Origin of the sequence: Micropruina glycogenica (genome assembly GCF_900289045.1) — a bacterium.
Taxonomy (GTDB): Bacteria; Actinomycetota; Actinomycetes; order Propionibacteriales; family Propionibacteriaceae; genus Micropruina; species Micropruina glycogenica.
In genome coordinates, this window is the sequence record NZ_LT985188.1 from 2,636,151 (window position 1) to 2,648,775 (window position 12,625).

Consider the following 12,625-nt stretch of genomic DNA (forward strand, 5'->3'; position numbering starts at 1 on the left):
CACTTGAATGAGTGAGCACTCACTCACTATGCTGGCGCGCATGGCACGAGCGAATCCCATGACGCCCGACGAGCGGCGCCGAGCGCTGATCGACGCCACCCGTCCGCTGCTGCTCGAGTACGGCACCAGCATCACCACCCGGCAGATCGCCGAGTGCGCCGACGTCGCCGAGGGCACCATCTTTCGGGCGTTCGGCACCAAGCAAGACCTGATCGACGCGGTGGTCGAAGACTGCATGGCCCCCGAACCCGTGGTGGCGGCGATCGACGCCATTCCCGCCGAGTTCGACCTCGAAGACACGGTCACCTGGGTGATCAAGGCGCTGAGCACCCGCATTCAGCAGATCCGGCTGCTGATGAGCGCGCTCAGCGAACCACACCCGCACAAGAACCCGCGCAAGCCGCCGCACGGCGACTTTCACCGGCCCGTAGACCAGGCCATCGCCCGCGTGCTGGCCCGCTTCGACGACCAACTGGCCGTCGGCACCCCCACCGCCTGTTGGGTCGTCTCGGCCATGGCGTTCGCGGCCGAAATGCCGATGATGGATCGCCCCGACGACGGCGAACCGCGTAACCTTGCCCGGCTGATCCTGCATGGGATCGCGGCCCCGATCACCTTGGAGGCGTCATGCTGATTCGCGTTCTGCGCGAGTACCTGCGGCCCTACTACGGCCCCCTGGCGCTGGTGCTGCTGCTGCAGTTGGTGGCCAATGCCGCTGCGCTCTACCTGCCCACCCTCAACGCCCGCATCATCGACGACGGCATCGCCACCGGCGACACCGGCACCATTGTTCGGCTGGGCGCGGTGATGCTGGGCGTCAGCGTGCTGCAGATGGCGGGCCAGATCGGCGCCGTTTGGTTCGGTGCCCGCTCAGCCATGGCGTTCGGACGCGACCTGCGTGGGGCGATCTTCGCCCGCACCCTCGACTTCTCGGGCCGCGAGGTGGCCACGTTCGGCGCCCCCAGCCTGATCACCCGTACCACCAACGACGTGCAGCAGATTCAGCAGTTGGTGATGATGACGTCGTTCATGATCATCGCCGCCCCGATCATGATGGTCGGCGGCGTGATCATGGCCTTTCGCGAAGACCCCGGCCTGACTTGGACCATCGCCGTCGCCGTGGTGATTCTGGGCACCGTGATCGGCGTGATCATCAGCCAGATGATGCCGCTGTTCGCCCAGCAGCAGACCCGCATCGACACCATCAACCGGGTGCTGCGCGAGCAGATCTCGGGGCTGCGGGTGATTCGTGCGTTCACCGCCGAGCCCCGCGAAACCGACCGCTTCGCCGTGGCCAACGCCGAGCTCACCGACACCGCCACCCGGGTCGGCCGGCGCATGATGACGCTGTTCCCGTTCGTGTTCTTCGTGATGAACGTGTCGACCATCGGCGTCACCTGGTTCGGGGCGTTTCGGGTGGCCGACGGCTCGTTGCAGACCGGGCAGCTGCTGGCCTTCATTCAGTACCTGACCACCATTTTGATGAGCGTGATGATGGCCACGATGATGCTGATGATCGGCCCCCGCGCCGCCGTCAGTGCCCGCCGTATCGCCGAGGTGCTCGACACCGACTCGTCCGTCGTGCCGCCGGCCCACCCCGTGCGCGCCGTGCACCAGAACGGCCACGTGCAGCTGCAGGACGTCGAGTTCAAGTACCCGGGCGCGCAGCAACCGGTGCTGTGCAGCATCGATCTGGAGGTGAGGCCCGGCCAGACCACGGCCATCATCGGCTCCACCGGCGCCGGCAAGACCACCTTGGTGAACCTGATTCCGCGGCTGTTCGACGTCACCGGCGGCCGGGTGCTGGTCGACGGCGTGGACGTCCGCGACCTCGACCCCGACCTGCTCTGGTCGCGCATCGGCCTGGTACCGCAGAAGCCCTACCTGTTCAGCGGCACGGTCGCGTCGAACCTGCGGTACGGCAAGCCGGACGCCACCGACGACGAACTCTGGGCGGCGTTGCGCACCGCGCAGGCGGCCGACTTCGTCGAGAGGATGCCCGGGCAGTTGGACGCCCCCATCGCCCAGGGCGGCACCAACGTCTCAGGCGGCCAACGGCAGCGGCTGTCGATCGCTCGGGCGCTGGTGAAAAAGCCCGACATCTACATCTTCGACGACTCGTTCTCGGCCCTCGACGTGGTGACGGACGCCCGCCTGCGAGCCGCCCTCGAAGGCGAGACCGCCGACGCGGGCGTGCTGATCGTGGCGCAGCGCGTCTCGACCATTCGCGACGCCGAGACCATCGTGGTGCTCGACGACGGCCGCATCGTGGGGGTGGGCACGCACGACGAACTGGTCGTCGGTTGCCCCACCTACGCCGAGATCGTCGAGTCCCAGTTCAAGGCTGAGGAGGCCGCGGCATGACCGAGCGCACCGACCCCCGGCCGGTCGCAGAGACCGGCGCACCGAACCCCGACGCCCACACCTCGGGTGTGCCCCGCACCGCCAACGAGCGGCCCAAGCACGGCCCGCAACGCGGCATGGGCCACGGCCCCATGCAGGGGCTCGGCAGCGCCGAAAAGGCCGTCAGCTTCGTGCCGTCCGCCAAGCGGCTGCTCGGCATGATGCGGCCCGAACGCAACCTGATCATCGTGGTGATCGTGATCTCGGCGCTGGCCACCCTGGGCAACGCCATCGGCCCGGCTATTCTCGCGCAGGGCACCGACCTGATCTTCGCCGGCGCCACCGGCGGCGGCATCGACTTCGCGGCGCTGGCCACGGTGATCTGGCAGGCGCTGGGCGTCTACGTGATCGCCGGCGTGGTGCTGTGGTTCGCCAGCTTCCTGATCAACGACATCGTGCAGCGCACCGTCTACCGCATGCGTGAAATGGTGGCCACCAAGCTCAACCGGCTGCCGATCACCTACTTCGACGGCCAGCCGCGCGGTGAGCTGCTCAGCCGGGTGACCAACGACATCGACAACATCGCCCAGTCGCTGCAGCAGACCCTGGCGCAGATGCTCAACAACATCTTCACCGTGATCGGCGTGCTGGCGTTGATGTTCTGGCTGTCGCCGCCGCTGGCCCTGGTGGTGCTGATCTCGGTGCCGTTGACCGTGCTGGTGACCGCGCAGGTGATGAAGCGGTCGCAGAAGCGGTTCGCCGACATGTGGCGCGCTACCGGTCAGGTGAACTCAGAGGTCGAAGAGGCGTTCACCGGGCACTCGCTGGTCAAGGTGTTCGGCCGCCAGCGTGAGGTGGCGGCCCGGTTCGCCGAACGCAACAACGAGATGTTCGACGCGTCGTTCAGGGCCCAGTTCATCAGCGGCATCGTGATGCCGGCGGTGTTCTTCATCGGCAACCTCAGCTACGTGCTGATCGCGGTGATCGGCGGCGTCTGGGTGGCGGCCGGCACCATGACCCTGGGTGCGGTGCAGGCGTTCATTCAGTACTCGCGCATGTTCACCCAGCCCATCACGCAGCTCGCGTCGATGACCAACCTGCTGCAGTCGGGCGTCGCGTCGGCCGAGCGGGTGTTCGAGGTGATGGACGCCCCCGAGCAGTCGGCAGACGGCACCGAGTCCCTGCCGGTGCCGCTGCAGGGCCGGGTCGACTTCGACCACGTGTCGTTCAGCTACGACCCCGAAAAACCGCTGATCACCGACCTGTCACTGATCGCCGAGCCGGGCGCGACCGTCGCGATCGTCGGCCCCACCGGGGCGGGCAAGACCACTTTGGTGAACCTGCTGATGCGCTTCTACGAAGTGGACGCGGGCCGCATCACCATCGACGGTGTGAACATCGCCGACGTGCCTCGGCCGGAGTTGCGCGCCAATATCGGCATGGTGCTGCAAGACGCGTGGCTGTTCGGCGGAACCATTCGCGACAACATCGCCTACGGCCGTCCGACCGCCACCGAGGCCGAGATTCTGGCCGCCGCCGAGGCCACCTACGTCGACCGGTTCGTGCACTCGCTGCCCGATGGCTACGACACGGTGATCGACGACGAGGGTTCGAACGTTTCGGCCGGTGAGAAGCAGTTGATCACCATCGCACGGGCGTTCTTGTCAGACCCGGCGATTCTGATTCTCGACGAGGCGACCAGCTCGGTCGACACCCGCACTGAGTTGCTGGTGCAGCAGGCCATGCAGGCGCTGCGGGGCGGGCGCACGTCGTTCGTGATCGCGCACCGGCTGTCGACCATTCGCGACGCCGACACGATTCTGGTGATGGAGAACGGCGCGATCGTCGAGCAGGGTTCGCACGAGGCACTGCTGGCCGCACGCGGGGCGTACGCGCGGCTGTACCGCTCCCAGTTCGCGGGTGGGTTGGACGACGACGAAGACGAGGCGGCCTGAGGTCGTCGGTGCCCGATGTCGGAGCGGGGCTGCCGCCGCGGTGGTCGGGTCATCGCTGCAGCGGTTCGGGCGCCCGTCCCCAGTTCGCCAGCACGGCGGCCGCGATGGCGTTCGTCGCGGCTCCGTCGATCCGGATGGTGCGGACCTGATCGGGCAGTCCGAATCGCCGTGAGCGCCACGACGTGCGATGTCGGAGCGGGGCTGAACCCGGCGCCGGGAGCACGGCTAGGTACGGCAGACCCCGGTGTACGACGATCCACACCTGGTGTACTTGCGGCCACTCGAAGCTCCAGCGGGCGCCGAACTCGTGACTGGTCACGCCGGATGGGTCGATGTCGGCGCGCAACGTGACGGACAGTCCGCCCAACAGCAGCGTGGCGACGGCGATGACGGCCAGCACGAGAGCGGGGGCGAAGAGGATTGCCGACGATGACGCGGGCGACACCACCAGAGACGTGTAAAGCAGGAACACCCCGAGTGCACCGATCAAACCGAACATCACAAATAACGCGGTCAGGTTCTGCCGGACGGTGCTGTGCGCCTGCATGGGTGCCTCTCGATAGGAACGAGTACCAGAGTAGGCAACCGGCGGGTCCGTTCGATCTGGCAGCAATGACCGGCGCGTGGTGACCGGTTGGGTGGCTCGGGAGGGTGGTGGCTGGGGACCGGCACCGGGCCGGCGGCTGGCAGTATGGCGCGATGATTCGCGTTGTAGGGGCCGCCATCGTGTGGCATGGCTGCGTGCTGGCGGCCAGGCGCCGCTACCCGGCCCAGGCGGCAGGCCGGTGGGAGCTGCCCGGCGGCAAGGTGCAGCCGGGAGAATCCGCCGAGGCGGCCGTGGTGCGCGAGATCGGCGAAGAGTTGGGCTGCGCCGTCGAGGTGGTCGGGTGGTTGACGGGGGAAACGGCCTGGACGTCCGGCGGGTTGGAACTGGAACTCAGGGTGGCGCTGTGCCGGTTGGTCCGCGGCGAGCCCACCCCGAGTGAACATGACGCTGTGCGCTGGCTGGCGCCCGACGAACTGCAGGACGTCGACTGGCTGGCGCCGGATCGTCGGTTCCTTGACGAACTGGCCGAGCGATTGCTGCACGGCGAGCCGCTGCCGGGCGGCAACGTGGGTGGTGCGGTGCGGATCGGACAGACCGTCCGGCGACCGACCGGCCCCTGGACGCCGGCGGTGCACGCGGTACTGAGCCACCTGTCCAGTGCGGAATTGGCTGCGGTGCCGCGCGTGCACGGCGTCGATGTGCGGGGCCGTGAGGTGCTCGACTACCTGCCGGGCGAGGTGATCGACGTCGACACCGCACTGCTGAGCCCCGTCCGATTGGTCAATCTAGGCCGCTGGCTACGGGCTTTGCACGAGGCGATGACCGGCTTCGAGCACCCGGGACCGTGGCGCTTCTTCGGTGTGGTCGCCCCGACGCTGATCACCCACAACGACGTCGCCCCCTACAACGTCGCCTTCGACGGTGACGAGGTGGCGGGGGTCTTCGACTGGGACCTGGCCGGGCCGTCCACGCCTGATGCCGACCTGGGACTGACCGCGTGGACCTCGATTCCGCTGTTCCGTCCGATCCCGGTGAACGATGCGGCCGAGCGGCTGGGGGTGTTCGCAGCCGGCTACGGCACGGCGGCCGAGCGCGTGCTGGACGCCGTCGAACCACGGGTGCAGCTGGCGATCGACGGCATCCGCGAGGCGGTGAGGCGCGGGGATGAAGGCATGATCAACCTGGCCGCCACGCAGGGTGAACCGGAGCGCACCGAGGCGGCGCTGGCCGACTTCCTGGCCCGCCGGGAGGCGATCGTCGCCCTGCTTTGAGCCGACGTTGCCTGCGCTAGGGCTCGTTGCCTGCGTCCTGACGCGGGCAACGAACGTTTGCGCAGGCAACGTCCCACCCAGGCTGCTCAGCCGGAGATGGGGGCCACCAGTTCCAGGCTGCGTCGGGAGGCGGTGCGATCGACCGCGGACGACACCAGAATCAGTTCGTCGGCGTCGGCGTGCCGGGCGAAACCGTCCAGCCAGGCCTTGACCTGGTCGGCGGTGCCCACGCCCGTGTACCGCAGCATGTGGTCGACCTGGGCGCCGCCGGGGCCCTCGATCAGCACCTCGACGTCGTCGTCGGTGAGCGTGCGTCCGCGGCCCAGGAACATGCGCACCCGGGCGCGCCTGGTGAGCTCCAGCAACCGTCGCGCCTCGGCCTCGGTGTCGGCGGCGATCACGCCGGCGCCGGCGATCACGTACGGCTCGGCGAGCTGCTCGGACGGCTGGAAGCCGCGCCGGTAGGTGGCGACCGCGGCTTCGAGCGCGTCCGGGGCGAAGTGCGAGGCGAACGCGTACGGCAGGCCGAGGGCGGCGGCCAGCTGAGCGCCGAACAGCGACGAGCCGAGAATGTAGAGCGGCACCCGGGTGCCGGCGCCCGGCGTGGCCGTGACGCCGGCGATCAGCGACTCGTTGAGGTAGCCCTGCAGTTCCTGTACATCGCGGGGGAACGTGTCGGCGGCGGACGGGTCGCGGCGCAGCGCACGCACCGTGACCTGGTCGGTGCCGGGAGCACGTCCGAGGCCGAGGTCGATGCGGCCCGGGTGCAGCTCGGCCAGGGTGCCGAACTGCTCGGCGATCACGAGAGGTGAGTGGTTGGGCAGCATCACGCCCCCCGAGCCCAGCCGAATGGAGCTGGTGTTGGCCGCCACGTGGGCGATCAGCACGGCCGTGGCCGACGAGGCGATGGTTGGCATGTTGTGGTGCTCGGCGTACCAGATGCGCCGGTAGCCCCAGGCTTCGGCCTGCTGGGCGAGCGTCACGGTGGCGGCGAGCCCGTCGGCGACGGACTCACCGGGCAGCACCTGGGCGAGATCGAGAATGGAGAGGGGAACGGAGCTCACATAGGGTCAACCGCCCGAGCTTCGGCACCATTCCCGCGGCGAGATCGGTTGCCGACCGGGACGTTGAGATCCCGGTGTGCGCCGGGCGATGGACCTGCGCGATCGGGCACTGGCTATTGCGGCCTCAACTCAGAGCCGGTTGCCCGCGTCGTAGTCGAGAGCCCAACGCCACCGCCAGCGGCCTGGCCGCGCGACCGGCGAACTGCTGCACCGTTTCGGTGGTGAACCCGGCCAACCCCGAGCGTAGGGCGGCGAACACCCGCACGACGTTCTCGGCGAACCACGGCGGGGCTCCCGCTGCGGTCAGCGCAGCCAGAGCGTCGTCGTCGGCCACGGCAACGTAACTCACCGGCCTCTCCAGCAGCCCGGAAAGCACCTCGGCCGCCTGGTCGAACCCCAGGACGGAGGGGCCAGTCAGGGTGAGCACCCGCTGCGGGCTTCCGCGCAGCAGCACCGCCGCCGCCACCGCAGCCACGTCCGCCGGGTCGATGAACGCGACCCTAGCAGCCGCCGCCGGCGCCGCCAGCACCCCCGCTCGAACCGCGTCGAAGCCGGCCAGGAGGTTCGTCGCGTACGTCGTCGGCCGCAGCACCACCGCGTCGATTGCCGCCGCGGCCAGCACCTGTTCGATCTCGGCGTGCGCGTGCCAGAACGCCACCGGCGAGCCGAGCCCCGCCCCGTGGGCCGACAACTTCACCAGCCGCGGCACACCGGCGGCGACGGCGGCGTTGATCACCGCCGATTCCCAGGCCAGTTGGTCGGGGTGATTGGGGGCTGCCAGAAACACCTGATCAACCCCTCGGACGGCCTGCCGCAGCGACGCCGGGTCGGTGAAGTCGCCGACCGAGAACTGCACCTGATCGGGCAGCGCGGCCCGGGCGCGATCGATGTCGCGCACGAACACCCGGACGGGCATACGGGCGGCGGTCAGTTCAGCGACGAGCGAGCGGCCGACTGTTCCGGTCGCTCCAGTGATCAGAATGGTCATGAGGGCTCTTTCGGATCGTTCGCCGCAACGCGTCGCGGCGTTCTGGGCAGCCGTGGTGCCGGAGCCACCACAGCAACATCAGGGCGCTGACCACGAGGTTGAAGGCGTGCATCAGCCAGACGGGTCCCAGCGGCAGGGTGATCACATAGATGGTCTGCGCGAGGTTTCCGACGTTGGCGATGATCAGGTTCGCTGGACTGTACGACGACAGGTCACGCGTCCGGTGAGCTCTGATCAGCATCGGCAGGGCCGATGCGACGAACAACAGGGTCGCCAGGGTGCCGGCGATGGCGCCGATGACGGTGAAGGGCACCATGGCGACCTCCTTTCTGATCTCAGGCGGGCGACATCGTCCCCGCGCGCGGCGGAATGTTGCGGTTGAACCGGAACATGTTCTCTGGGTCCCAGCAGGTCTTCAGGTCGGTGAGGCGGTTCCACTCGGCAGCCGAGTACGCACGACGAATCCGGCCGGCGGCGGCCTCACCTTCCAGAAAGTTGACGTAGACCGCGCCGTCCGACAGCGGGTCGATCAGGCTGCCGAAGCGGGCCAGTTTGGCCTGCGCGGCGGACTGCAACTCAGGCGTGAAGGCCAGGCCGATCGCGTTGAACGAGAAGTTCGCGCCCGTCCGGTTCAGAGGGCTGAGCTGGTCGGACGGCACCCGCAGTGCCCCGCCCAGGTGGCGCAACTCCACCACCAGCAGCGGCGAGTCCGCGGTCTGCTCGGCGACCAGCACATCGATCACGTCGGCGTTCAGTTCGGGCAGCAGGGCGCTGCGCATGACACCCGCCACGGGGTCGGTGGGTTCGGCGCTGATGCGGTCGAGCTCAGTGACACGCATGCGCCGTACGTCGTCGATCAGCGGTTCGCCGAGCCGTTTGCGCAGGTCACGGACGGCCGCCGCGCCGCGGCCCAGGTCGTCACCGGAGTAACAGAGGCGAATGCTCACCAACGACTGGCCGCGCAGGGGCTCGGGTAGAAAGGGCAGCGGCGGAAAGTTCAGCAGCGCCACCGATGAGGCGACCTCGTCGGGCTGCTCGGCCGCCCACTGCGCGTAGTGCTCGATCACCAGCCGGGCTGCGCTGATCGGGTAGAACAGCGCACCCCCGTAGACGACGTCGAGCTCGACCAGCCGCAGGTGCAGGGCGGTCACCACCCCGAGGTTGCCGGCGCTGCCGCGCAGCCCCCAGAACAGATCGGGCTCGTGGTCTGCGTCGACGGTGATGAGGTCGCCGTCGGCGGTGACCAGTTCGGCGGCGACGATCGACTGCGAGGCGAACCCGAAATGACGCCCCAGCCAGCCGAATCCGCCGCCCATGCTGTAGCCGACGACGCCGACGCCCGAGCTGGAGCCCTGCAGCCCGAACAGCCCGTGCATAGCCGCCCGCTCGTTCAGCCGCGCCCAGCTCACACCGGCTTCGACCCGCGCGATGGCGGTGACCGGGTCGACCGACAGGCCCTGCATGGCCGCGGTGTTGATCAGTAGGCCCCCCTCGACGGCGTGGCCGGTGCCGTGGCCGGTTGCCATCACCCCGACACCCAGCCCGGCGGACCGTGCGTAGCGGACGGCCGCCACGACGTCGTCGGCGCGTTCGGCCAACGCCACGACCGCGGGCCGGTGGCTGCCCAGCAGGTTCCAGGCGGTGACCGCCTGGTCGTAGCCGGCCTCACCGGGACGCAGGTAGCGCACGCCGGCGCCGGTCGGCGCGCGGTTGATCACAGTGGCACTCATGAGGTTCTCCTGGTTCGTGGGAATCGCACGTCGATTCCCTGCTGCACCAGGTTCGGCGAGAAGGCCGGGGCGCACATGGGTGCCGATCACCCAGATCGGCACGCGACGGTGCCCAAGTTTGGGTCGGCGCTCAGCCCTCGGTGGACTGCAGCGCGGCGGCCAGTTCCCGGCGGCTGTGCACGGCGAGCTTGGCCATGGCCGCCGAGATGTGGTGATCGACGGTACGCACCGACAGCACCAGCCGGGCCGCAATCTCTGCGTTGGTCAGGCCGTCCGCAGCCAGCCGGACGACGTCGAGCTGCCGGTCGGTGAGGCCGACCGGGTTCGCCCGGGTGCTGCGCGACGGCCCCCGCGGTACGGCTTTGACGCCCTGGCCCGCGAGCAGCCGCCGCACCAGAGCCGCGGTCGCGTTCGCCTCGAGCAGGTCGAGGGTGCGCAGCCCCGCCAGCAGGGCGTCCGGGTCCGCGGTCTCAAGGCCCAGCAGCGCCACCTCGTAGGGGTCTTGGCCGACCCACGGGTCGGCACCGGGCCGGGTGGGTTCACTCACGCCGGCTCGGGCGGCGTAGCGGCGAATCTCGGCGTCGAGCGGCTCGGCGGCTGGCCGCTCAGAGTGGGTTCGCCAGCCGTCCAGCACCTCGGCGGCGACGTCGGGGCGACCGTTCAACCAGGCCCACTCCGCCAAAGCGGCGCCCGCGAAGCCCAGCCCGGTCAGCAAGCGCTGCCGCAGAGCGACGCCCCAGCAGTGGCGCAGCACCTCATACGCGGGCGGGTCACCACGGCGGGCCTGCAACCGGGCGAGGTTGGGCAGCGAGTAGGTGATCAGCATGCCGGGTTCGGGGTCGCGGCTCACCACCCGCCGCAGCAGGTCGGCGGCCGCCGGCCAATCACCTCGCCGCTGCAGCAGCAACGCCTGATGCACCTCGAGGTTGGAGGCGTGCGACCAGTAACCATGCTCGCGAACGAACTCCAGGCCGGTTCCGACCAGCGATTCGAGCTCATCGACGCGTCCGTAGCGGTACAGCAGCTCGGCCACGTTGGTGTACGCCCTGGCAGTGGCCTCGTGCGCCTGATCGGCCAGCGCTGAGCCCAGGCTGCGCCACGACAGCTCGATGCGCTGCTCGACGGTGGCGTCGGCGATCGACATCGACAGGTAGTTCAAGCACAACGACTCGGTGCCGGGCAGCGCCCCAGCACCCACGAGTTGCAGCGCCTGCTCGAGCAGCACCGTGCCGCCGTCATCGCCGGCCAGCGCGTGGTGCGACCCCAACGCCCCCAGCGCGGCGGCCAACGCTTCCGGATCGCCACGATCGACCAGTTCGAGGGCGCGTTCCGCGCACGCCAGGGCCTCGTCGGGCCGTCCGACCATCAGCAGTTCGCGCGCCAGCCGACGAAGGGCGGACGCCTCCGCCGCCCGTTCACCCAGCCCGGCCCACAACCGAACCGCGCGGCGTCCGTTGAGCACCGCCTGGTCGAACCGATGGCCGATGTGCAGCACCCAGGCGTAGCTGTCGCACACCGCCGCCACCTGGTGTGGCGTCATCAGGTGCTCGTGGTCGAGGGCCGCGGCGAAATAGGCGATGGCTTGCCGGTTGGCACCGACCCGGGCCGAGTACTCCCCTTCGCTCGGCGCATGGGCGACGATCACGGCGCCGTCGGAGCACCGCATCGCGTGATGCAGCAGCCGCGGCACGTCGTCACCGCCGGCCAGCAGACCGACCACATGCCGGTCGATCGCACGGCGGCGCAGGGTCGGCAACGACAGCTCGGTGGCTCGGCGCGCCAGTTCATGGCGAAACCGCACCCCATGCTCGGTCACGGTGATCAGACCGCGGGCCTCGGCCTCGGCCAGCCCGTCCGACGCATCACCGAGCACGGCGTCTGCCAGTTCGTGGGGCAGTTCGCCCGACCACACAGACAGTCGTTCCAGCGCCTGCCGGCACAACGGCCCGGCTCGCTCCAGCCGGGCCAGCACGGCGTCGCTGACGGTGGCCGGCACGTCGTCGGACGATGCGGCGAGCACCTCGGTGACGAAGAACGGGTTGCCCCCGGTGACCTGCAGCAGGTCGTCGGTGTTCCAGGCTGAGTCGTCATTGAGCTGGGCCACGGCGGCTCGGCTGAGCGGCGCCAGGTCGAGGCGCACCGTGCCACGAGCCGGAAGTTCACCCAGCATGCGGCGCAGCGCCGGCGAGGCCGAATCCTCCGGGCGCAACGAGCACACCAGCAGCAGCCGTACCCGTTCGATGCGTCGGGCCAGGTAAGCGAGCACGTCCAGGGTCGCGTCGTCCGCCCAGTGCAGGTCTTCGACCACGAGCACCGTTGGGCGCCCCCGCCCCAACCCGGCACTCAGTTCGGCCAGCACCGTGGGCACGTCACCCGACGCCAGGGCTGCGTCGAGCCTGGCGCTGGTGGGTGCGTCACCGTGCCGGCCCTGGACCGCCTCACGAATCGGCCCGAGTGGGTGTGCGGTGACCAGGTTGTCGCACCAGCCGCGCAGCACCCGAAAGTCGTCCGGAAGATCGTCCAAGAAGGCAGCGAGCAGGGTGCTCTTGCCGATTCCGGCCTCGCCCGAAACAACTACGACACCACCCTCGCGCGTGCGCAGCGACTCGGCTGCCTGCTTCAACCGCGAGAGATCGGCTTCCCGCTCCAGCATGTCGGCTCCGGTCGTGGGGTGGACGGGCGAGGGTCACTGGGTGACATGCAAAGGAGCAGTCTAACCCCGCGGTC

General features: G+C 69.5%; 10 protein-coding genes. 4 read left to right on the forward strand and 6 right to left on the reverse strand.

Features of this window, described 5'->3' with window-relative positions; all coding sequences use genetic code 11:
• Positions 1-40 precede the first annotated feature (40 nt).
• Genes MPLG2_RS19040 through MPLG2_RS12430 form a run of 3 tightly spaced genes read left to right on the forward strand, consistent with a single transcriptional unit; the run spans position 41 to position 4,298 of the window.
• Positions 41-634: a TetR/AcrR family transcriptional regulator gene (locus MPLG2_RS19040; RefSeq protein ID WP_231935647.1), complete on the forward strand. Its 594-nt coding sequence runs from the start codon at positions 41-43 to the stop codon at positions 632-634.
• Complete coding sequence (locus MPLG2_RS12425; protein WP_105186407.1) at positions 628-2,364, forward strand: ABC transporter ATP-binding protein; 1,737 nt, start codon at positions 628-630, stop codon at positions 2,362-2,364. The genes MPLG2_RS19040 and MPLG2_RS12425 overlap by 7 nt, the downstream gene beginning before the upstream one ends.
• Positions 2,361-4,298 (forward strand): ABC transporter ATP-binding protein, encoded by a 1,938-nt coding sequence (locus tag MPLG2_RS12430; RefSeq protein ID WP_173909627.1) that lies wholly within the window; start codon positions 2,361-2,363, stop codon positions 4,296-4,298. The genes MPLG2_RS12425 and MPLG2_RS12430 overlap by 4 nt, the downstream gene beginning before the upstream one ends.
• A 49-nt stretch (positions 4,299-4,347) precedes the next feature.
• On the opposite strand, the gene MPLG2_RS12435 is transcribed toward MPLG2_RS12430, so the two are convergent.
• Entirely contained in the window at positions 4,348-4,845 is a 498-nt protein-coding gene (locus MPLG2_RS12435; protein WP_105186408.1) for a hypothetical protein, read from the reverse strand.
• Between the two features lie 152 nt (positions 4,846-4,997).
• On the opposite strand from MPLG2_RS12435, the gene MPLG2_RS12445 reads away from it, so the two are divergent.
• Positions 4,998-6,116 carry an NUDIX domain-containing protein gene (locus MPLG2_RS12445; RefSeq protein ID WP_197709933.1) on the forward strand — a complete coding sequence of 373 codons (1,119 nt, stop codon included), beginning with the start codon at positions 4,998-5,000 and terminating at the stop codon, positions 6,114-6,116.
• A gap of 86 nt (positions 6,117-6,202) precedes the next feature.
• Here MPLG2_RS12445 and MPLG2_RS12450 read toward each other — a convergent pair whose 3' ends face one another.
• The 5 genes from MPLG2_RS12450 to MPLG2_RS12470 all read right to left on the reverse strand — a co-directional run bounded on the left by MPLG2_RS12450 (position 6,203) and on the right by MPLG2_RS12470 (position 12,551).
• Entirely contained in the window at positions 6,203-7,180 is a 978-nt protein-coding gene (locus tag MPLG2_RS12450) for an LLM class flavin-dependent oxidoreductase (RefSeq protein ID WP_105186409.1), read from the reverse strand.
• 124 nt (positions 7,181-7,304) lie between these two features.
• Entirely contained in the window at positions 7,305-8,168 is an 864-nt protein-coding gene (locus tag MPLG2_RS12455; RefSeq protein WP_105186410.1) for an NmrA family NAD(P)-binding protein, read from the reverse strand.
• Complete coding sequence (locus MPLG2_RS12460) at positions 8,113-8,484, reverse strand: PQ-loop repeat-containing protein (RefSeq protein ID WP_197709934.1); 372 nt, start codon at positions 8,482-8,484, stop codon at positions 8,113-8,115. Before MPLG2_RS12460 ends, MPLG2_RS12455 begins: the two co-directional genes overlap by 56 nt.
• A gap of 19 nt (positions 8,485-8,503) precedes the next feature.
• The gene (locus MPLG2_RS12465; protein WP_105186411.1) at positions 8,504-9,898 is read right to left on the reverse strand and encodes an FAD-binding oxidoreductase; all 1,395 of its coding nucleotides are present in this window, start codon (positions 9,896-9,898) and stop codon (positions 8,504-8,506) included.
• A gap of 130 nt (positions 9,899-10,028) precedes the next feature.
• Entirely contained in the window at positions 10,029-12,551 is a 2,523-nt protein-coding gene (locus MPLG2_RS12470; RefSeq protein ID WP_105186412.1) for an ATP-binding protein, read from the reverse strand.
• Positions 12,552-12,625 lie beyond the last annotated feature (74 nt).

What these genes read in the sequence shown, in the direction of transcription:
- MPLG2_RS12460 (WP_197709934.1), bottom strand. Translation starts at nt 8,484, where the DNA reads ATGGTGCCCTTCACCGTCATCGGCGCCATCGCCGGCACCCTGGCGACC.
- MPLG2_RS12445 (WP_197709933.1), top strand. Translation starts at nt 4,998, where the DNA reads ATGATTCGCGTTGTAGGGGCCGCCATCGTGTGGCATGGCTGCGTGCTG.
- MPLG2_RS12430 (WP_173909627.1), top strand. Translation starts at nt 2,361, where the DNA reads ATGACCGAGCGCACCGACCCCCGGCCGGTCGCAGAGACCGGCGCACCG.
- MPLG2_RS12470 (WP_105186412.1), bottom strand. Translation starts at nt 12,551, where the DNA reads ATGCTGGAGCGGGAAGCCGATCTCTCGCGGTTGAAGCAGGCAGCCGAG.
- MPLG2_RS12465 (WP_105186411.1), bottom strand. Translation starts at nt 9,898, where the DNA reads ATGAGTGCCACTGTGATCAACCGCGCGCCGACCGGCGCCGGCGTGCGC.
- MPLG2_RS12455 (WP_105186410.1), bottom strand. Translation starts at nt 8,168, where the DNA reads ATGACCATTCTGATCACTGGAGCGACCGGAACAGTCGGCCGCTCGCTC.
- MPLG2_RS19040 (WP_231935647.1), top strand. Translation starts at nt 41, where the DNA reads ATGGCACGAGCGAATCCCATGACGCCCGACGAGCGGCGCCGAGCGCTG.
- MPLG2_RS12435 (WP_105186408.1), bottom strand. Translation starts at nt 4,845, where the DNA reads ATGCAGGCGCACAGCACCGTCCGGCAGAACCTGACCGCGTTATTTGTG.
- MPLG2_RS12425 (WP_105186407.1), top strand. Translation starts at nt 628, where the DNA reads ATGCTGATTCGCGTTCTGCGCGAGTACCTGCGGCCCTACTACGGCCCC.